Consider the following 17,882-nt stretch of genomic DNA (forward strand, 5'->3'; position numbering starts at 1 on the left):
GCCGCCGTCGCTGCTGGATATGCCCGCCCGGCCCGCCGTGCCGGTCAGTGCTGTCCCCCCGTCGAACGGCGCTGGAACCGGCGCACCACGAGGACCGTGCCGGCCGAGGCCGCGGCGGTGGCACCGATGGCGAGGGAGAGTTCGGCCGCGCCGTAGCTGCCCGACGGGTTGGCGGCGGTCGGGTGGTCCGCGCCTCCGCGCGCCGCGCCGGACGGCGTGATCGTCAGCCCCCCGACCGAGGGGGTGGTGGAGGTGCCGGTGGTCGTACGGGGGACCGCCGGGGCGGCCGTACGAGCCGGGGTCACGCGGGCGGCGGGCGTGGGCACCCTGGTCGCCGGTGCTGCCGGCGCCTTCGTAGCGGCTCGCGTAGGCGCTTTTGTCGCCGCCCGTGTCGCCGCCCTTGTGGGCGCCTTCGTGGGCGCTTTCGTGGGTGTCCTCGGCGCCGCTCTCGTGGGCGCTTTCGTGGGTGCCCTGGTGGCGGCACGTGTCGGAGCACGTGTGGGGGTGCGTGGGGGAGTGGGGGCCGCTCTGGTGCGCGTCGGCGTCGCCGGGGGCTTCGCCCTGGACGTGGACGACGTCGTCCCCGACACCGCCGGGTCCGGGTCCGGATCGGGGCCCGCACTCAGCGGCAGCACCATCGCGCTGCCGTTCGGGGAGACGAGCGTGAAGCCGTCCACGTGCTGCCCGCGCGGCAGGTGCGGCTTGTCCTTCGAGTAGTAGTAGAGCGGGTGCGTGTTGTAGATGACCTGTGGCTGATCGCTGTTCTCCGCGTTCAGCACGGTCTGCGCGGTGTCGTTGGTGACACCCCGTCCCTTCGTCGGATAGCCGGTCGCGGCCGGCCAGACGTCGGCGCACTCGCCCGTGCAGTCCGGGTTGTCCGGTTCATCAGCCGTCCGCATATAGAGCGGATTGCCGATTTTGTCCGCGATCACCCGGCCGACTGCGGTGTTGATGAGGGTCAGCTGACCCGGTTCGGTGGGCCTGTCCACAGCTGTGGCGGCGCCGCCGCCGAGCGCGAGAAGGAGAACGGTGGCCGCGGCCAGCGCGGCTATCCGGGATCCGTGTCCGTGCATGGGTCCGTGCATGGGTACGCCCTTGCGAGTCGGGATGAGCCCCCCGCTTGCCGGCCCCCCGCCTGCTAGATACAGGCCATCGTCAACTGGCCCTCACGGCCACCTCGGTGAGCCGTACGGGCTACGAGCGGCAGCCGATGACCCCGGGCAGCAAGGACCCCGGGCAGCAAGAACCCGGGCAGCAAGAACCCGGGGCCGCAAGGATCCGGGGCCGCAAGGATCCGGGGCCCCAAGGCTCACAGCGCCTGCGGGAAATCGAAGAGGCGGTCGGGGTCGTACCGCGTCTTCAGCCGGGCCAGCCGGTCCGCGGCCGCGCCGTAGTACGACGCACGCCAGTCGGTCAGCATCGGGTCGGTGTAGTTCTGGTACGCCGCGCCCGAGGCGTGCCGGCGCATCGCTCCATGAGTGTTTTTCAGCCAGGCGCGCTGGGCGGATCCGGAGGTGCCCGGCTCCCACCCCGCGATGTACTGCGCCAGCACCCGCGAACCCCGGTGGACGAAGGCCGTCGCGAGCGGGTCCACCCGGTTGACGGCGCCGCCGAGCGCGGTGAGGGTGAGGGAGCCGCTGCCGCCCCCGGACGCCGGGAGCCGGGTGAAGCTCTCGGAGGCGGAGATGAGGGCGCCCCGGCCGGCGGGGGAGAGCGGGCGGACGTAGAAGTCGGAGGCGGCGGAGTAGGTCTCGCGCCGGAGCGCGCCCTGTTCGCCGCGGCCGGGGGTCGTACCGGGCAGCCGGCACTGCTCCTCCGTGAGGCCGGCACAGCCCGCGTAGATCAGCATCGCCTCCTGGTAGTCGCGCTGCCGCACGGAGATGAACCGCGCCGGGCCGGGGCCGCCCGGTCCGTCGGCGAGCCGGTCGAGCGCGTTCTTCAGCTCGTCCTCGCCACCGAGGGAGAAGGCGGAGAGGGACAGGGTCGGGTCGACGCCGCCAGGACCGGCGTTGAGATGAAGTGCGGACCAGATCTCGTCCGGCTGGTCGGGGCCCCACTCCTGCCAGGCGCCGAGCAGTGCGTCGGCCTTCGACCACGGCCAGCTCGCGGAGGCGGCGACGGCCGGGGGCGCCGGGTGCGTACGGAAGCGCAGCTCGGTGACGACCCCGAAGTTGCCGTTGCCCGCGCCGCGCAGCGCCCAGAACAGGTCCGTGTGCTGCTCGGAGTCCGCGGTCAGCCGTGTGCCGTCGGCCGTGATGAGGGTCGCGGAGGCGAGGCTGTCGCAGGTGAGGCCGTAGGCGCGGGCGACCACGCCGTGTCCGCCGCCGAGGGTGAGCCCGGCGATGCCGACGGTGGGACAGGAACCGGCGGGGATCGTACGGCCGGCGTCCGCGAGGGCCCGGTGGACATCGGCGAGCCGGGCTCCGGCTCCGACCGTGCCGTCCGTGGCCGCGCCCCGCAGCGAGTCGAGCCGTGTCACATCGATGACGAGCCGGCCGTTGCCGCTGGACCAGCCCGCGTACGAGTGGCCGCCGCCGCGGATGGAGACGGGCGTGCCGTGGGTCCTGGCGAAGGCGAGGCACTCCGTGATGTCGTCCTCGCCCCGGGCGTAGGCGATGGCCGCGGGCCTCAGGGTGTCGAAGCGGGTGTTGTAGAGCTGCCGGGCGGTCTCGTACGCGGCGTCGTCCGGCCGTACGAGATCACCGTCGAGCCCCCGCGCCAGCGCGTCCCAACTCGGGGCACCACCGGGGGGTGTTCTCGCGGGGCTCTTGGCGGGCGTGCTGGTCGTACGGCCGCCCGCGCCGTGCTTGCCGTCCGGGACGCCGTCGCCGGTGCACGCGGTCGCCGTGGCGGCGGTGACCAGGAGACCGGCCGCCGCGGTGAGCAGTGAGCGTCGTTCCATCCGCCTCAGCTCTTCGCCGTCCGGGCCGGTGGCTGGGCCGTCGCGTGGGCCGCGTGGGCCGCGTGCGTCGCGGCGTCGGTACGGGCGAGGTCGCGCGATCTGCGGGCATGGCCCGACCAGCCGCAGGCGCAGCGGGCCGTGCAGAAGGAGCCACGCTCGACGGTCGTGGTCTCGTGGTGCGCCGGGACGGAACGGGAAGAGGCTCCGGGGGATCTGGACGAAGAGGGAGAAGAGGGGGGCTTCGAGGCGGCGGTGGGGGGATCAGAGGTGTCTTGCTCGCACACATCTCCACGGTACCGGGGCGTAGGCGTCCCGTGACCGGCCCGGCGTGACGAGGAACGCCGGGCGTCGTTATCCGGAGCGGGTGGGCTTCGGACAAGCGGCGGTCAGGCGTTGGGGGTTGGCAGGCGATGGTGGTGCAGCAGCACAGACGCAGGGGCGTGGCGTTCGCCGTCGTGACCATGGCGGGGGTCGTGGCCACGACCGCCGGCTGCTCCGGGACTGGTGGAGCCGTGGCCGACGACCGGCCCGGCAGTGATCCCGCGGCCGTGCTGAGGGCGGCCGACGCGCTGCTCGCGTCGGGCAGTTCGAAGGCCAGTACGTCCATGGAGATGGCGGCCGGCGGGACGCGCGTGACCATCCGCGGCGAGGGCGGCTATGACTTCGGGGAGCGCATGGGGCGGCTCCGGGTCGTCCTGCCCAAGGAGCCCGCGGGCGCGAGCGAGCACCGGCCGATCACCGAACTGCTCTCGCCCGGCGCGCTGTACATGAAGAACCGCGGCGCCGGAGTGCCCGCCGACAAGTGGGTCAGGGTCGACTCGACCACGCTGGAGGACGGGAATCTGGTCACGGGCGGGGCCACGGATCCGCTGACCGCGGCCGAACTGCTGCGTGCCGCCAGGAATGTGACCTTTGTCGGCGAGCAGGATCTCGCCGGCACCCGCGTCTGGCACTACAAGGGCGTCACCGACATCGGGCGGGCCGCGAAGGCCGCGTCGCCGTACGCGCGCGGGGCGCTGGGCGCGGCGGCGAAGGGGTTCGGCGAGGACGCGGTGCCGTTCGACGCGTATCTGGACGAGGCCGGGCGGCTGCGCAAGGTCAGGCACCGGTTCAGCTATGTCAACCAGGGGCGTACGGTCGCGGTCGCCTCGACGACGCTGCTGTACGCGTTCGGGGAGCGGGTCGCCGTCACACTGCCCCCGCAGGACGACATCTTCGCCGGAGAGATCAAGTCCTGAGCCGAGCCGCGCCGCGCCGCGGGGTGTGATGCTCGGTGTGTGGAACGCGAAGACCTCATGGCGCGATCGGCAAGATCAAATCAAGCCGTAACCACAGAGGACCAAGGCGGAAATGGTCCGGACGTGCCATGCGCGGTGTGTATCACGCTCCCTACGCTAGGAAGTCGACACCGGCAGGAAGAGGTGAATGCACGTGGCTCTGTTGCGCACGCCGAACGTCCAGGACCACGTGGCCCTCGCCGAGATCGAGTGGTGCGGGGAGTTGATGATCGCGGCGTCGGCCGCGGACGGGGAACGGCTCAGCCCGGACCGTATCGACGAGGTGCTGAACGTGAGGGCGGAACGGCCCGCCGCCCCTCGCCATCCAGGGGCGTCACGGGGGCCCAGGCGAAGAGACTCCTGCGGGGAGTGACCGCCGGGGCCGCCCCGGTGGTCATGGGGCGGCCGGCGGGTTGGCGGGTTGGCGGTCGGCGTCGCGAACGTCATGTGCGTCACGTACGTCAGGTACGTCACGTCCGTCTGACGTGTCGGGTGCGTCACAGGCGCGTCAGGTGCGGAGCAGCCGGGCGATCGCTTTCGTCGCCTCCTCCACCTTCGCGTCGATCTCCTCGCCGCCCTTGACCGCGGCGTCGGCCACGCAGTGGCGCAGGTGCTCTTCGAGGAGCTGGAGCGCGAAGGACTGGAGCGCCTTCGTCGAGGCGGAGACCTGGGTCAGTATGTCGATGCAGTAGACGTCCTCGTCGACCAGCCGCTGGAGGCCGCGGATCTGGCCCTCGATCCGGCGCAGCCGCTTGAGGTGTTCGTCCTTCTGCTTGTGGTAGCCGTGCACCCCGCGGTCGTGATCGGTGGTGACGGCGGCGGTGGTGACGGCGTCGGCGGTGCCCGTCACGCCGGCCGCCTCAGTGGTCGTCATCGCGTCCTCCCGTTGTGCTGTCAGCTGATACCGATGGATGCCGGTGGATGCCGGTGGATGGTGATGATGGTGGTGCTGTGATGGTGCTGTCCGAAAAGGGGTGTATACCCTACCTGGGTATATGTTACCCGTCTCTGGGGCCCGGGGCAGGGGCCTGTGCTTTCCGCCTTGCCGGCATGAGTGACACTGGGAACTTGCCGGTTAGCCGTGGCCGGATGTTGCGCCTAGCATCACCCCTGACCGAATCCCATGTAACCCGAGGACCCCACGTGCGATTTCGTCTGACCCCCAGGGAGACGAGCTTCTATGACATGTTCGCCGCGTCCGCGGACAACATCGTCACGGGCTCCAAGCTCCTGATGGAACTCCTCGGGGCGGATTCCTCCGCCCGGGCCGAGATCGCGGAGCGGATGAGGGCAGCGGAGCACGCGGGCGATGACGCCACTCACGCGATCTTCCATCAGCTCAACTCCTCCTTCATCACGCCGTTCGACCGTGAGGACATCTACAGCCTCGCGTCCCAGCTCGACGACATCATGGACTTCATGGAGGAGGCCGTCGATCTCGTCGTCCTCTACAACATCGAAGAGCTTCCCAAGGGTGTCGAGCAGCAGATCGAGGTGCTCGCCCGCGCCGCCGAGCTGACCGCCGAGGCCATGCCGCATCTGCGGACGATGAACAACCTCACCGAGTACTGGATCGAGGTCAACCGGCTGGAGAACCAGGCGGACCAGATCCACCGCAAGCTGCTGGCCCATCTCTTCAACGGCAAGTACGACGCCATGGAGGTGCTCAAGCTCAAGCAGGTCGTCGACGTGCTCGAAGAGGCCGCCGACGCGTTCGAGCACGTCGCGAACACGGTGGAGACCATCGCGGTCAAGGAGTCCTGAACCACGTGGACACCTTCGCGCTGATCGTGACCGTCGCCGTCGCGCTCGGTTTCACCTACACCAACGGCTTTCACGACTCCGCCAACGCCATCGCCACCTCGGTCTCGACCCGGGCACTGACCCCGCGTGCGGCGCTGGCGATGGCCGCGGTGATGAACCTCGCGGGCGCGTTCCTCGGCCAGGGGGTCGCCAAGACCGTCAGCGAGGGCCTGATCGCCACGCCGCACGGATCGCGGGGGATGGGCATCCTCTTCGCCGCGCTGGTCGGCGCGATCGTCTGGAACCTGGTCACCTGGTACTTCGGGCTTCCGTCCTCGTCCTCCCACGCGCTGTTCGGCGGCATGGTGGGCGCGGCGCTGGCCGGCGGGACCGATGTCATCTGGGGCGGGGTGCTGGAGAAGATCGTCATCCCGATGTTCGTCTCCCCGGTGGTCGGCCTGGTCGTCGGATATCTGGTGATGGTCGCGATCATGTGGCTGTTCCGCAGGACCAACCCGCACAAGGCCAAGCGCGGTTTCCGGATAGCCCAGACCGTCTCGGCGGCGGGTATGGCGCTCGGGCACGGTCTGCAGGACGCGCAGAAGACGATGGGCATTGTGGTGATGGCGCTGGTCATCGCCGATGTGGAGGACTCCGGAGACGCCATCCCGGTCTGGGTGAAGATCGTCTGCGCGCTGATGCTGTCGCTCGGTACGTACGCGGGCGGCTGGCGCATCATGCGGACGCTCGGCCGGAAGATCATCGAGCTGGACCCGCCGCAGGGGTTCGCGGCGGAGACGACCGGCGCGTCCATCATGTTCGGCTCGGCGTTCCTGTTCCACGCGCCGATCTCCACGACGCATGTCATCACCTCGGCGATCATGGGCGCGGGGGCGACGAAGCGGGTCAACGCGGTCCGCTGGGGGGTCGCCAAGAACATCATCCTCGGCTGGTTCATCACGATGCCGGCGGCGGCACTCGTCGCGGCGGTGAGCTTCTGGCTGGTGAACCTCGCCTTCGGCTGAGTCACCCGTACAAAGAAGTGGGCCCGCCCCCCTGGGAGAGGGGGCGGGCCCTTCGCCGTGCGGTGGCACCGCCATGCAGCACCGCAGGACGGCTGCCGCCTATCCGAAGCGTCCGGAGATGTAGTCCTCCGTCGCCTGTACGGACGGATTGGCGAAGATCCGCTCGGTCTCGTCTATCTCGATGAGCTTGCCGGGCTGGCCGACGGCGGCCAGGTTGAAGAACGCCGTACGGTCCGACACACGCGCCGCCTGCTGCATGTTGTGCGTCACGATGACGATCGTGAAGCGCTCCTTCAGCTCCCCGATCAGGTCCTCGATGGCGAGGGTGGAGATCGGGTCGAGGGCGGAGCAGGGCTCGTCCATCAGCAGGACGTCCGGCTCGACCGCGATCGCGCGGGCGATGCACAGCCGCTGCTGCTGGCCGCCGGAGAGGCCGGAACCGGGCTTGTTCAGGCGGTCCTTGACCTCGTTCCAGAGGTTGGCGCCCTTGAGGGACTTCTCCACGACCTCGGCAAGCTCGTTCTTGCGGACCTTGCCGTTCAGCCGCAGGCCCGCCGCGACGTTGTCGAAGATCGACATCGTCGGGAACGGGTTCGGACGCTGGAAGACCATGCCGACGGTACGGCGCACCGCGACCGGGTCGACGTTCGGTCCGTACAGGTTCTCGTCGTCCAGCAGGACCTTGCCCTCGACCCGGCCGCCGGGGGTGACCTCGTGCATGCGGTTGAGGGTGCGCAGGAAGGTGGACTTGCCGCAGCCGGACGGGCCGATGAAGGCCGTCACGGAGCGGGGCTCCACGGTCATCGAGATGTCGTCGATGGCCCGGTGGGAGCCGTAGTAGGCGGTCAGACCGCTGACGTCGATTCGCTTGGCCATGTCAATCACTGCTTCTTTCGTGGCCCCGCGCGGCGGAGCCGGATATCGAGGCCTCAGCGGCCGGTCTTCGGGGCCTTCCAGCGGGCGATGCCGCGCGCCACCAGGTTGAGGATCATGACGAACGCGATCAGCACCAGGGCCGCTGCCCAGGCACGGTCGATCGAGGCCACCTCGCCGGCCTTGTACTGCTCGTAGATGTAGAAGGGCAGCGAGGACTGCGCACCCTCGAAGGGGTTCGGGTTGATCAGCTGGCTGCCGAAGACGAGGAGGATGATCGGCGCGGTCTCACCGGCGATACGCGCGATCGCGAGCATCACACCGGTGGTGATACCGCCGATCGCGGTCGGCAGGACGACCTTGAGGATCGTGCGCCACTTCGGTACGCCGAGGGCGAGCGACGCCTCGCGCAGCTCGTTCGGTACGAGCTTGAGCATCTCCTCGGTGGAGCGGACCACGACCGGGATCATCAGGATCGCCAGCGCGAGCGCGCCCAGCAGACCGGACGGCTCGATCTTGAACATCAGCACGATCGACAGGATGAAGAGACCCGCGACGATGGACGGGATGCCGGTCATGACGTCCACGAAGAACGTGACGGCCTTGGCCAGCGCGCCCTTGCCGTACTCGACCAGATACACGGCGGTCAGCAGGCCGATCGGCGCCGAGATGACGGTGGCGATACCGACCTGCTCCAGCGTGCCGAGGAGCGCGTGGTAGACACCGCCGCCCACCTCGGCGCTGGGCACACCGGCCATGGAGTGCGACAGGAAGTACCCGTCGAGGATCTCGATGCCGCGGCTGATCGTCGTCCAGAGCAGCGAGAACAGCGGGATGACGGCGAGGACGAAGCAGACCCAGACGATGCTGGTGGCGAGCCGGTCCCTGGCCTGGCGCTGGTTCTCGACGGCCGTCGTGGCGACGTACGAGATGACGACGAAGGCGACGACCGCGATCAGGCCCCACTGGACCTTGCTGTCGAGACCGGCGGCGGCGCCGATGCCCGCGCCCACGAGGACGCCGAGGAGGGCGAAGCCGGCCGGTGCCCAGCGGGGGAGGCTGCGCTGGCTGAGGCTGCCAGGGCCGCCCGGGGGCGGCACCTGGGTCGGTGCGTCCTTGACAGCTGCGTGGCTCATGCGTTGGCCCCCGAGTACTCCTTGCGGCGCGCGATGATCAGACGGGCCGCGCCGTTCACCAGCAGGGTGAGGACGAAGAGGACCAGACCGGACGCGATCAGGGCGTCGCGCCCGAATTCATCGGCCTCGTCGAACTTCGCCGCGATGTTCTGGGCGAACGTGCCGCCGCCCGGGTCGAGCAGATGGAGCGAGATCAGATAGTTCGGCGAGAGGACCGTGGCGACGGCCATCGTCTCGCCGAGCGCGCGGCCGAGTCCCAGCATCGACGCGGAGATGACACCGGAGCGTCCGAACGGCAGGACCGAGAGCCGGATGACCTCCCAGCGGGTCGCGCCCAGGGCGAGCGCCGCCTCCTCGTTCATGCGCGGGACCTGGAGGAAGACCTCCCGGCTGACGCTGGTCACGATCGGCAGGATCATGATCGCCAGCAGGATGCCGACGGTGAGCATGTTGCGGGCCACGCCGGGCTGCGTCTGGTCGAAGATGTACGTCCAGGCGAAGTACTGGTCGAGCCAGGAGTTGAGGCCGCCGAGGTACGGCACGAGGACGAGGGCGCCCCAGATGCCGTAGATGATGCTCGGCACGGCGGCCAGCAGGTCCACGACGTAGGCGAGGGGCGCGGCCACCTTGCGCGGCGCGTAGTGCGAGATGAACAGCGCGATGCCGACAGCGATCGGAACCGCGATGACCATCGCGATGATCGAGCTGACGACCGTGCCGAAGAGCAGGACCGCGATGCCGAAGACCGGCGGGGACGCGGAGGGGTTCCAGTCGAACGTGGTGAGGAAGTTGCCCTCGTCCTTGGAGATGGCGATGGAGGCGCGGTAGGCGAGGAACCCCGCGATCGACGCCATGATGACGAGCAGCAGAATGCCCGAGCCTCTGGAGAGGCCCGAGAAGATCTTGTCGCCCGCACGCCCGGTGGAGGTGGTCGCCGACGGCGGGCCGGCACGCGGGGGCCGCGGGGGTGGTGGGGTGTCTATCGATGTGGTGGAAGCCATGGTCTTTCCGGTCTGTGTGGGGGAGGGCTGGCTCCCCTGGCGGCGGTGCACCGGATGAGGTGGCGGCCGCCGGTCCTGAGGGATCCCGCTGGACCGGCGGCCGTTACCTGTCGCTCTGTGGTTAGGAGAGGGAGTCGACCGTCTCGCGGACCTTGGCGTTGATCTCGGCGGGGATCGGCGCGTAGCCGGCCTCGGAGAGCAGCGCCTGACCGTCGGCGCCGGCCGTGTAGGTCAGGAAGGACTTGACCGTGGCCAGGGTCTCGGGCTTGTTGCCCTTGTCGCAGGCGATCTCGTACGTCACCAGGACGATCGGGTAGGCGCCGTCGGCCTTGGTGGTGTAGTCGAGGTCCAGGGCCAGGTCCTTGCCGGTGCCCTTGATCTTGGCGGCGGCGATGGCCTTGGAGGCGTTCTCGGAGGTCGCCTCGACCGGGGCGCTGGCGCCCGTGTCGATCTTGACCGTCGAGATCTGCTGCGAGGTGGCGTAGGAGAGCTCGAAGTAACCGATCGCGCCGTCGACCTGCTTCACCTGGGTGGCGACACCGGAGGAGCCGGAAGCCGCCTGGCCGCCGGGGGCGGGCCACTTCTTCTCGGCCTCGTACTTCCAGTCGGACGCGGCCGTGGCGCCCAGGTACTTGCCGAGGTTCTGCGTGGTGCCGGAGTCCTCGGAGCGGTGGAAGGCCTGGATCGGCTTCTTGGGGAGCTTGGCGTCGGGGTTGAGCGCCTTGATCGCCGCGTCGTCCCAGCTCTTGATCTTGCTGTCGAAGATCTTGGCGAGCGTGGGGGCGTCGAGGACGAGGCTGTCCACGCCCTCCAGGCGGTAACCGATCGCGATCGGTCCGCCGACCATCGGCAGATTGATGCCCTGGCCGCCGGTGCAGATCTTCTTCGAGTCGGCGACCTCTTCGGGCTTCAGCGCCGAGTCGGAGCCGGCGAAGCCGACCGTGCCCTGGTTGAAGGCGACGATGCCCTCGCCGGACGACGAGGACTTGTAGTTGACCTCCACGCCGGTGCAGGTGGCCATGTAGTTCTTGATCCAGAGGTCCATGGCGTTCTTCTGCGCGCTGGAACCGGACGCCAGCAGCTGGCCCTTGGCGTCCTTGCACACCGCGCTCGTGGCGGCGGAGGACTTCGTCGCCGTGCCCTCGGGGGCGTTGTCGTCCGAACCGCACGCCGTGAGAACCAGGGCGCCGGAGACGGCGAGGGCACCGAGCGCGGTGGCGCGCAGCCCGTTCTTGCGCTGAAGCTTCACTTCGGGTGTTTCCTTCCAGGAGCCGCCGGTCTGAGCCTTTGTACGGCGGCGTGCGTCGGGGTGGCCGGTGCGGCGCTATGACCGTCACCGTGTAAGGCCGAAATTAGGCAGATCAGGTGAAGCCGCCAACGGGGGCGAGTGAACGGAAGGTGAACCTCGCGGGGCGGTGTGGTTTTGGCGCGCGTGGCGTACACCCGGCCGGGTGTACAGAGGGCGCACTCGCGATCACGAAAGCGCCACATGTTGAGCGGCGGGGCGCCGCGTTGGGCGCGCTACGTGGCCTCGTGTCGGGTACGGACCGATATGCCGCGTATGACTGCTACGTCGTGTTCGATGTTCAGGAGGAACGGCAGCGCCGGCGCGAAGCCGCGACGCGACCCCGAGCGGCTCCGTGTGCAGCTCCGTGTGGTGTCGCCGTGGCATCCGGCCTGGAGACTCCGGGAAAACCCGTTGGGGACGAGCGCGGCCACTGCTACATTCCCGGAGGCCGTGCGAGAGACCGAGGAGGTGGTACCCGTGAACGCAGTATCGACATGGGTGCTCCCCTCCGGGGTCACGGTCGGGCGATAGGCGGGTCGTCCGGGAGCGCCGTTCCAGCGCACTCCCGAAAGGCACGACCATGCGTTTCATTTCCGAGCGGCGCCTCGACGACGACGTCCTCGAACGTGAATTCACCCTCGGCGAGATCCCCGGCATCCTGTGGACACCCGCGTCGGCACCGGCGCCGCTGATCCTGCTCGGCCACCCTCCCCTCGGGCTGCGCACGATGTACCCCCGACTGGTGTCCCGGGCCCGGCAGTGTGCGGCGGAGGGCTTCGCGACGGCCACCATCGAGCTCCCCGGAAGCGGCGACCGGCCCCGTTGGCCCGCCGTCGAGCAGGCCCGCGCCGACCTGCGCCGGGCGATGGAGGCAGGCGAGCCGGTCAGCGACGAGATCGTCGACGCCCTCATCCTCCCGCTGGTCGACAAGGCGGTCCCGGAGTGGCAGGCCGCCCTGGACGCCCTCCTTCCGCTGCCCGGGATCGGCGGCCAGGCCGGGTACTCGGGGGGAGTGATCTCCATCGGCATCCGGCTGGCGGTGGTCGAGCCCCGCGTCTCGGCCGCCGTTCTGTTCGCCGGGAGTTTCGTGCCTCGCGCCGTGTTCGAGGAGGCCCGGCAGGTCACCATCCCCCTGCACGTCCTGCTGCAGTGGGACGACGAGGGGAACGACCGGCAGGCGGCCCTGGACCTGTTCGACGCCTTCGGCTCCAAGGAGAAGTCCCTGCACGCCAATATGGGCGGGCACACCGGTGTCCCGAGTTTCGCGGGGGACACCGCGGCCCAGTTCTTCACCCGGCATCTGAAGTGAGGCCGGGCCGCCGGACCGGCAGCGGACGGTAGCTGATGCGGGCCGGCACAGCCGCTCATCAAGGACAGGCCCCGGCCCTTCGCGGCTCTCCGCACCGTGGGCCCCTGCTGAACTCCTGGCAGGGGCCCGTGCTGCCTCGCGGGCGGCGCGTTCAGGGGCGCGTCCACCAGCGGCCGGTCGCGGGGCTGTGTCGGCCGGTCGCGGGCCGCCGACCGGTGAATCTGTGCAAGTTCATGCAAGTTCCTGTCTCCTCAGGTGATTTCGCCGCAAGCTGAGGTACAGACATCGTTGGCCGCGAAGCCGGAGGCCGTCATGGCTCTGCACATGCTCCGCCGACAGCGACCCGGATCAGCGTCCCTGGATGGAGCTGATGCGTGAGATCACCGGCCGCGGAGTAGCGGTTCGCCGGGCTCGGATCGTCTCCGAGCCGATCAGCGACTACATCCGGTTCGAGCACCACCTGACGGCTGGCAACGCCGCCGGCGGCGAGCAGGTCCGTTGGCTTCCGCGCCGTCAGGCGTCGGATCTGGCACTCCCCGGCAACGACTTCTGGCTGTTTGACGACAGCTTGGTCGTATTTCTCCATTTCACTGGGGAAGGGGAGCTGTCCCCGGAAGGGGACGAGGAGCGCACGACTGATCCCGCCGTCGCACAGCTCTGCTCGGCGGCCTTCGAGGCGGTGTGGCAACGGGCAGTGCCGCACGAGGAGTACAGGCCGTCCTGAGCCACAAGTGAAACAGGCGCACTTCTCCTGTGGCCCCGTCGTCGCCGTCGTCGAGCGTCCAGCAAGCCAAGGAAGCCCTCGGATCGCGCCTCCGTGAGATGCGGAAGGACTCCGGCATGACGGCAGGCGCTTTGGCGGCGGCTGCGGGTGGCGCCCGCCCGTGGAAGCGCCGATGAGGGAGTTCAGCGAATCCTGGCGGGTGTGGCGCGAGAACTACATCCCGGACTGGGAGGCCGCCGGCCCGGACGCCGAGTTCGATCTCCACGCAGGGCAATCGCCGCTGTTGCCGAGGGGCTGGGTCCACAATCCGTACGTGGCGGACACTGGCGAGGACAGCGTCCGCCTGACATTCGCCATCCGGGAGCGCACCCCGGTGTGGCTGGCCGAGAAGCTGATCGCGGGTGCGATAGAGGAGCCTGCGTTCCGTCGGATCATTCTGCCCGGCGAAATCAGCGGTGCGGCGCTGGCCGAGCGCGTGCACGAGACGCGCGACGCGCTCGTGCGGTTCCTCGCGGCCTTGGACGTGGCCGAACTCGCCCTGCTCGTAAGGCAGGCCGCCGTGACTGAGCTGGAGTACACGACGTGATCCGCGGGACCCCGACGCCTGGGCCCGTGACCCAGCCCGCTTTCTGCCGGCAGGCGCTACGTCGCGGGTGGCGCGTTCAGGAGCGCGTCCACCAGCAGTCGGTCGCGGGGCTGGGTCAGCCGGTCGCGGGCCGCCGGTGGGGACAGCCACGCTATGCGGTCGACCTCGTCGTTCGGGACGAACGTGCCGTCCGTCGCCTCGGCCGCCCAGTACGTGACCTCTTTGGGGCGGCCCTGTGCCAGATAGCGCACGGTGCCGAGCCGGGTGCCCGGCACGCAGTGGTGGCCCGTCTCCTCCAGGACCTCGCGCAGGGCCCCGGCCAGCGGGTCCTCCGCGCGCTTGAGCTTGCCCTTGGGGTGGGACCAGTCGTCGTACTTGGGCCGGTGCACCAGACAGATCTCCGTGCCGCCGCCCCCGTACGGCGAGCGGCGCCAGAGCACGCACCCGCCCGCGCGGACGATGCCCTGCCCGCGCCCCTCGGGCCCCGGCGATTCCGCTGGTCCCGAGTGCCCCGAGTGCCCCGAGTGCCCCGAGTGCCCCGAGTACCCCGAGTATCCCGGGTGCCCCGTGGGCCGCTCCGGCTCCGCGCCCGGCGTCGCGGTCACCGTGCCACCGCCGCCTTCTGCCAGACCTGCTGGAACGCGAAGCGCGCCGCCTCCACCTCGTGGCGCTGGTCCGCGTGCAGCACGCCCAGGGCGTACGCCGTCGTCGGCGCGATCCGCGGGGTGCGGGCCGCGTTGGCCGCCGCTGCCGCCGCCTCGGCCGCGTCGCGGTGCCGGTCCAGCGCCTGGCCCGCGCCGAGCAGCACCGGGTCGGGGGCGCCGCCCGGACACCAGACCTCCTGGGCGTACCGGTGCAGCCGCAACAGCTGCCGTACGTGATGCCAGGGGGCGTCCTGCGCCTCGCCCTCCGAGGACGTCGCCAGGCCGTGGACCAGCGCGTCCGCGTTGTACGGATGGGCGGCCCGCGCCAGCGGCAGCGCGGCGACGGCGTCCAGCAGCTGCCGTTCGGTGGCCTCGCCGGGACCGGCGAGCACCTCGACGGCCGGCGCGCCCGCGAGCGGTGCCAGCGGTACTTCCGAGGCCAGTACGGCCACCGCGTCCGCCACCGCGTGGAAGCGGGACGAGCCGAGCGCCTGGAGCGCGGCCGAGTGCGAGCGTGTCCGGGCGAGGGTCAGCTGCCGTTCCAGCAGCGCGCCCGCGCGGGACGCGCCGACGGTGAGCGTCCCGGGCCGCGGCCCGCCGGGCTCCGCCCCCGCACGCGCGCCGGGTGCCGGACCGAGCGCCGTGGCCGGTACGGCGACGGGCACGGGCGCCGCGCCCGAGAGCCTGGCCAGCGCCCCCACCAGCCGGTGCAGCCGCGCCGTACAGGCGTGCTCCTGCGCGAGCGTGCCGGACAGCCAGCCCAGTTCCGTACGGAGCTGGTCGGCCCAGCCGGGGTCGAGCAGTGGCCGGAACGTATGCAGGCCGCCCCCGATCCTGCGGGCCGCGCCGCGCAGTGCCAGGGCGGCCGACTCCGCCGCCGCCGTGTCCGCGCCGCTCTCCCCGTACAGCCGCAGGCCGCGCAGGAAGTCAGCGGCGTGGGAGTGCAGGTAGCCGGCCAGGACCTCGCCCGCGGTCAGCCCGCCGGGGCCGGACGAGGTAAGCCGGTCGGTGTCCACTTCATGGTGCTGCACGCCGGCGCCTCCGGGCGTCTATGAGCATTTCCTGGATGTTCCGTAGCGGCTGGCCGTCGGCGTCCGTCGAGTGCCGGGTCCAGTTGCCGTCCGGGCCGAGGTGCCAGGAGGACGTGGTGTCGGACATCCCGGTCTCCATCAGCCGGGTTATCGAGGCGCGGTGGGCCGGGTCGGTGATCCGGACCAGGGCTTCGATACGTCGGTCGAGATTGCGGTGCATCATGTCGGCGCTGCCCATCCAGACCTCGGGTTCCCCGCCGTTGCCGAAGGCGAAGATCCGGGAGTGCTCCAGGAAGCGGCCCAGGATCGAGCGGACCCGTATGTTCTCGGAGAGGCCGGCGACCCCGGGGCGTACGGCGCAGATCCCGCGGACCCAGATGTCCACCGGCACCCCGGCCTGCGAGGCCCGGTAGCAGGCGTCGATGACCGCTTCGTCGACCATCGAGTTGACCTTGATACGGACGGAGGCGGGACGGCCGGCCTGGTGGTGCGCGACTTCCTTGTTGATCCGGGAGACGAGCCCGTCGCGCAGGGACTTCGGGGCGACCAGCAGCCGCCGGTAGGTCTCCCGGCGCGAGTAGCCGGACAGCCGGTTGAACAGGTCGGACAGATCCGCGCCGACCTGCGGGTCCGCGGTGAGCAGGCCGAGGTCCTCGTACAGCCGGGCCGTCTTCGGGTGGTAGTTGCCGGTGCCGACGTGGCTGTAGCGACGCAGGGACTCGCCCTCCTGCCGTACGACCAGCGAGAGCTTGCAGTGCGTCTTCAGCCCGACCAGGCCGTAGACCACATGGCAGCCGGCCTCTTCCAGCTTGCGCGCCCACTTGATGTTGGCCTGCTCGTCGAAGCGGGCCTTGATCTCGACGAGGACGAGGACCTGCTTGCCCGACTCGGCGGCGTCTATCAGCGCGTCCACGATCGGGGAGTCGCCGGACGTCCGGTACAGCGTCTGCTTGATGGCCAGCACGTCCGGGTCGGCCGCAGCCTGCTCCAGGAACGCCTGGACGGAGGTCGAGAACGAGTCGTACGGGTGGTGCAGCAGCACATCGCGGTTGCGCAGCGCCCCGAAGATGTCGGGCGCGGACGCGGACTCCACCTCGGCGAGCTGCCGGTTCGTACCCGCGATGAACTTCGGGAACTTCAGCTCGGGCCGGTCGAGCGACGAGATCCCGAAGAGCGCGGTGAGATCCAGCGGCCCCGGCAGCGGATAGACCTCCGCGTCGGTCACCTTCAGCTCGCGCACCAGCCGGTCGAGGACCTCGGGAGCGATGTCCTCCTCGACCTCCAGCCGGACGGGCGGGCCGAAGCGGCGCCGCATGAGCTCCTTCTCCAGCGCCTTGAGGAGGTTCTCGGCGTCGTCCTCCTCCACCTCCAGGTCCTCGTTGCGCGTGACCCGGAACATGTGGTGCGCCAGCACCTCCATCCCCGGGAACAGCTCTTCGAGGTGGGCGGCGATCACGTCCTCCAGCGGCACGTACCGCGAGGGGGACGCCTCCAGGAAGCGCGAGAGCAGCGGCGGCACCTTGACCCGCGCGAAGTGACGGTGGCCGCTCACCGGGTTGCGTACGGTCACGGCCAGGTTGAGCGAGAGGCCGGAGATGTACGGGAACGGGTGCGCCGGATCCACGGCGAGGGGGGTGAGGACCGGGAAGATCTGCTGGCGGAAGAGCGTGAAGAGGCGCGCCTGCTCCTTCTCGGTCAGCTCGGGCCAGCGGATGATGTGGATGCCTTCGTCGGCCAGGGCCGGGGCGACGTCCTGCTGGTAGCAGGCGGCGTGCCGGGCCATGAGCTCGCGTGAGCGGGTCCAGATCAGATCCAGCACCTCGCGCGGCTGGAGGCCGGACGCGGAGCGGGTGGCGACACCGGTCGCGATGCGGCGCTTCAGACCGGCCACCCTGACCATGAAGAACTCGTCCAGGTTGGACGCGAAGATGGCGAGGAAATTAGCCCGTTCGAGGAGCGGCGTGGTGGGGTCCTCGGCCAGCTCCAGGACCCGTTCGTTGAAGGCGAGCCAGCTGCGCTCGCGGTCGAGGAACCTGCCCTGCGGCAGATCGGTGCCGTCCGGGCCGCTCTCCTCCTCGTACGCGTCCAGGTCGGCGTCGAGATCGGGTTCGAGGTCGGAGCTGGTGGCGGCCACGGTGTGGGGCCGGTGGGCGGCTATGAATCCGACGGACGGCTGGGGATGCTGGACCGGTACCTCGGCGGGCTGCTGGTTCATGTCCCTATTGTTCCGCGCTGAGGGCACGACGGGCGCGTCGGAGAGAGCGGGGGCGAGGTGGATCCTGCCGTTGGTCCTGCCGTTAGGCGTGGGGGGCACAGCGGGCTGCATTCACAGAGACTCGCAAG

Annotated in this window: 16 protein-coding genes and 1 pseudogene; 7 read left to right on the forward strand and 10 right to left on the reverse strand. The window is 70.3% G+C overall.

Annotated elements, in window-relative coordinates; translation table 11 throughout:
• Positions 1–44: 44 nt before the first annotated feature.
• Positions 45–1,073, reverse strand: coding sequence for a COG4315 family predicted lipoprotein (locus tag ACZ7LS_RS24555; protein WP_385136828.1), 1,029 nt, complete (start codon positions 1,071–1,073; stop codon positions 45–47).
• 236 nt (positions 1,074–1,309) lie between these two features.
• Positions 1,310–2,902, reverse strand: coding sequence for an FAD-binding oxidoreductase (locus tag ACZ7LS_RS24560; RefSeq protein ID WP_385136830.1), 1,593 nt, complete (start codon positions 2,900–2,902; stop codon positions 1,310–1,312).
• Positions 2,903–3,312: 410 nt separating this feature from the next.
• Here ACZ7LS_RS24560 and ACZ7LS_RS24565 point away from each other — a divergent pair, with 410 nt between their 5' ends.
• The gene (locus tag ACZ7LS_RS24565; RefSeq protein ID WP_382523763.1) at positions 3,313–4,140 is read left to right on the forward strand and encodes an SCO4651 family lipoprotein; all 828 of its coding nucleotides are present in this window, start codon (positions 3,313–3,315) and stop codon (positions 4,138–4,140) included.
• A 187-nt stretch (positions 4,141–4,327) separates the two neighbouring features.
• Positions 4,328–4,552 carry a hypothetical protein gene (locus ACZ7LS_RS24570; protein ID WP_249954244.1) on the forward strand — a complete coding sequence of 75 codons (225 nt, stop codon included), beginning with the start codon at positions 4,328–4,330 and terminating at the stop codon, positions 4,550–4,552.
• Between the two features lie 135 nt (positions 4,553–4,687).
• Here ACZ7LS_RS24570 and ACZ7LS_RS24575 read toward each other — a convergent pair whose 3' ends face one another.
• The gene (locus ACZ7LS_RS24575; RefSeq protein WP_382523766.1) at positions 4,688–5,053 is read right to left on the reverse strand and encodes a metal-sensitive transcriptional regulator; all 366 of its coding nucleotides are present in this window, start codon (positions 5,051–5,053) and stop codon (positions 4,688–4,690) included.
• Between the two features lie 269 nt (positions 5,054–5,322).
• Here ACZ7LS_RS24575 and ACZ7LS_RS24580 point away from each other — a divergent pair, with 269 nt between their 5' ends.
• Together ACZ7LS_RS24580 and ACZ7LS_RS24585 are read left to right on the forward strand one after the other, a co-directional pair.
• On the forward strand, positions 5,323–5,943 hold the full coding sequence (locus ACZ7LS_RS24580; RefSeq protein WP_030353473.1) for a DUF47 domain-containing protein: 621 nt from the start codon (positions 5,323–5,325) through the stop codon (positions 5,941–5,943).
• A 5-nt stretch (positions 5,944–5,948) separates the two neighbouring features.
• Positions 5,949–6,947, forward strand: coding sequence for an inorganic phosphate transporter (locus ACZ7LS_RS24585; protein WP_129767945.1), 999 nt, complete (start codon positions 5,949–5,951; stop codon positions 6,945–6,947).
• 99 nt (positions 6,948–7,046) lie between these two features.
• On the opposite strand, the gene pstB is transcribed toward ACZ7LS_RS24585, so the two are convergent.
• The 4 genes from pstB to pstS all read right to left on the reverse strand — a co-directional run bounded on the left by pstB (position 7,047) and on the right by pstS (position 11,206).
• The gene (gene pstB, locus ACZ7LS_RS24590; protein ID WP_382523771.1) at positions 7,047–7,823 is read right to left on the reverse strand and encodes a phosphate ABC transporter ATP-binding protein PstB; all 777 of its coding nucleotides are present in this window, start codon (positions 7,821–7,823) and stop codon (positions 7,047–7,049) included.
• 53 nt (positions 7,824–7,876) lie between these two features.
• Positions 7,877–8,956 carry a phosphate ABC transporter permease PstA gene (gene pstA, locus ACZ7LS_RS24595; protein WP_382523774.1) on the reverse strand — a complete coding sequence of 360 codons (1,080 nt, stop codon included), beginning with the start codon at positions 8,954–8,956 and terminating at the stop codon, positions 7,877–7,879.
• Positions 8,953–9,957: a phosphate ABC transporter permease subunit PstC gene (pstC, locus tag ACZ7LS_RS24600; RefSeq protein WP_382523777.1), complete on the reverse strand. Its 1,005-nt coding sequence runs from the start codon at positions 9,955–9,957 to the stop codon at positions 8,953–8,955. Before pstC ends, pstA begins: the two co-directional genes overlap by 4 nt.
• 121 nt (positions 9,958–10,078) lie before the next feature.
• Complete coding sequence (pstS, locus tag ACZ7LS_RS24605) at positions 10,079–11,206, reverse strand: phosphate ABC transporter substrate-binding protein PstS (RefSeq protein ID WP_385136832.1); 1,128 nt, start codon at positions 11,204–11,206, stop codon at positions 10,079–10,081.
• Between the two features lie 619 nt (positions 11,207–11,825).
• Between pstS and ACZ7LS_RS24610 the strand changes: the two genes are divergently transcribed.
• The 3 genes and pseudogenes from ACZ7LS_RS24610 (at position 11,826) to ACZ7LS_RS24620 (ending at position 13,864) form a co-directional block, all read left to right on the forward strand.
• Positions 11,826–12,554 (forward strand): dienelactone hydrolase family protein, encoded by a 729-nt coding sequence (locus ACZ7LS_RS24610; RefSeq protein ID WP_385136834.1) that lies wholly within the window; start codon positions 11,826–11,828, stop codon positions 12,552–12,554.
• Positions 12,555–12,867: 313 nt separating this feature from the next.
• Positions 12,868–13,278: pseudogene (locus ACZ7LS_RS24615) on the forward strand (DUF6879 family protein); the annotation flags it as partial.
• Between the two features lie 172 nt (positions 13,279–13,450).
• Positions 13,451–13,864 (forward strand): hypothetical protein, encoded by a 414-nt coding sequence (locus ACZ7LS_RS24620; protein ID WP_385136836.1) that lies wholly within the window; start codon positions 13,451–13,453, stop codon positions 13,862–13,864.
• A gap of 56 nt (positions 13,865–13,920) precedes the next feature.
• Here the strand turns inward: ACZ7LS_RS24620 and ACZ7LS_RS24625 are convergent, their stop codons facing one another.
• From ACZ7LS_RS24625 to ACZ7LS_RS24635, 3 genes are all read right to left on the reverse strand, one after another.
• The gene (locus tag ACZ7LS_RS24625; RefSeq protein WP_382524085.1) at positions 13,921–14,325 is read right to left on the reverse strand and encodes an NUDIX hydrolase; all 405 of its coding nucleotides are present in this window, start codon (positions 14,323–14,325) and stop codon (positions 13,921–13,923) included.
• A 140-nt stretch (positions 14,326–14,465) separates the two neighbouring features.
• Positions 14,466–15,539, reverse strand: a complete 1,074-nt coding sequence (locus ACZ7LS_RS24630) for a CHAD domain-containing protein (protein ID WP_382667141.1) — start codon at positions 15,537–15,539, stop codon at positions 14,466–14,468.
• Positions 15,526–17,754: an RNA degradosome polyphosphate kinase gene (locus ACZ7LS_RS24635; RefSeq protein ID WP_382523790.1), complete on the reverse strand. Its 2,229-nt coding sequence runs from the start codon at positions 17,752–17,754 to the stop codon at positions 15,526–15,528. The genes ACZ7LS_RS24630 and ACZ7LS_RS24635 overlap by 14 nt, the downstream gene beginning before the upstream one ends.
• Between the last annotated feature and the right edge of the window lie 128 nt (positions 17,755–17,882).

Source organism: Streptomyces sp. NPDC039430 (assembly GCF_055639435.1).

Coding starts and splice junctions, on each gene's coding strand:
- ACZ7LS_RS24555 (WP_385136828.1), bottom strand. CDS start 1,073: ATGCACGGACACGGATCCCGGATAGCCGCGCTGGCCGCGGCCACCGTT.
- ACZ7LS_RS24560 (WP_385136830.1), bottom strand. CDS start 2,902: ATGGAACGACGCTCACTGCTCACCGCGGCGGCCGGTCTCCTGGTCACC.
- ACZ7LS_RS24565 (WP_382523763.1), top strand. CDS start 3,313: ATGGTGGTGCAGCAGCACAGACGCAGGGGCGTGGCGTTCGCCGTCGTG.
- ACZ7LS_RS24570 (WP_249954244.1), top strand. CDS start 4,328: ATGCACGTGGCTCTGTTGCGCACGCCGAACGTCCAGGACCACGTGGCC.
- ACZ7LS_RS24575 (WP_382523766.1), bottom strand. CDS start 5,053: ATGACGACCACTGAGGCGGCCGGCGTGACGGGCACCGCCGACGCCGTC.
- pstB (WP_382523771.1), bottom strand. CDS start 7,823: ATGGCCAAGCGAATCGACGTCAGCGGTCTGACCGCCTACTACGGCTCC.
- pstA (WP_382523774.1), bottom strand. CDS start 8,956: ATGAGCCACGCAGCTGTCAAGGACGCACCGACCCAGGTGCCGCCCCCG.
- pstC (WP_382523777.1), bottom strand. CDS start 9,957: ATGGCTTCCACCACATCGATAGACACCCCACCACCCCCGCGGCCCCCG.
- ACZ7LS_RS24610 (WP_385136834.1), top strand. CDS start 11,826: ATGCGTTTCATTTCCGAGCGGCGCCTCGACGACGACGTCCTCGAACGT.
- ACZ7LS_RS24620 (WP_385136836.1), top strand. CDS start 13,451: ATGAGGGAGTTCAGCGAATCCTGGCGGGTGTGGCGCGAGAACTACATC.
- ACZ7LS_RS24635 (WP_382523790.1), bottom strand. CDS start 17,754: ATGAACCAGCAGCCCGCCGAGGTACCGGTCCAGCATCCCCAGCCGTCC.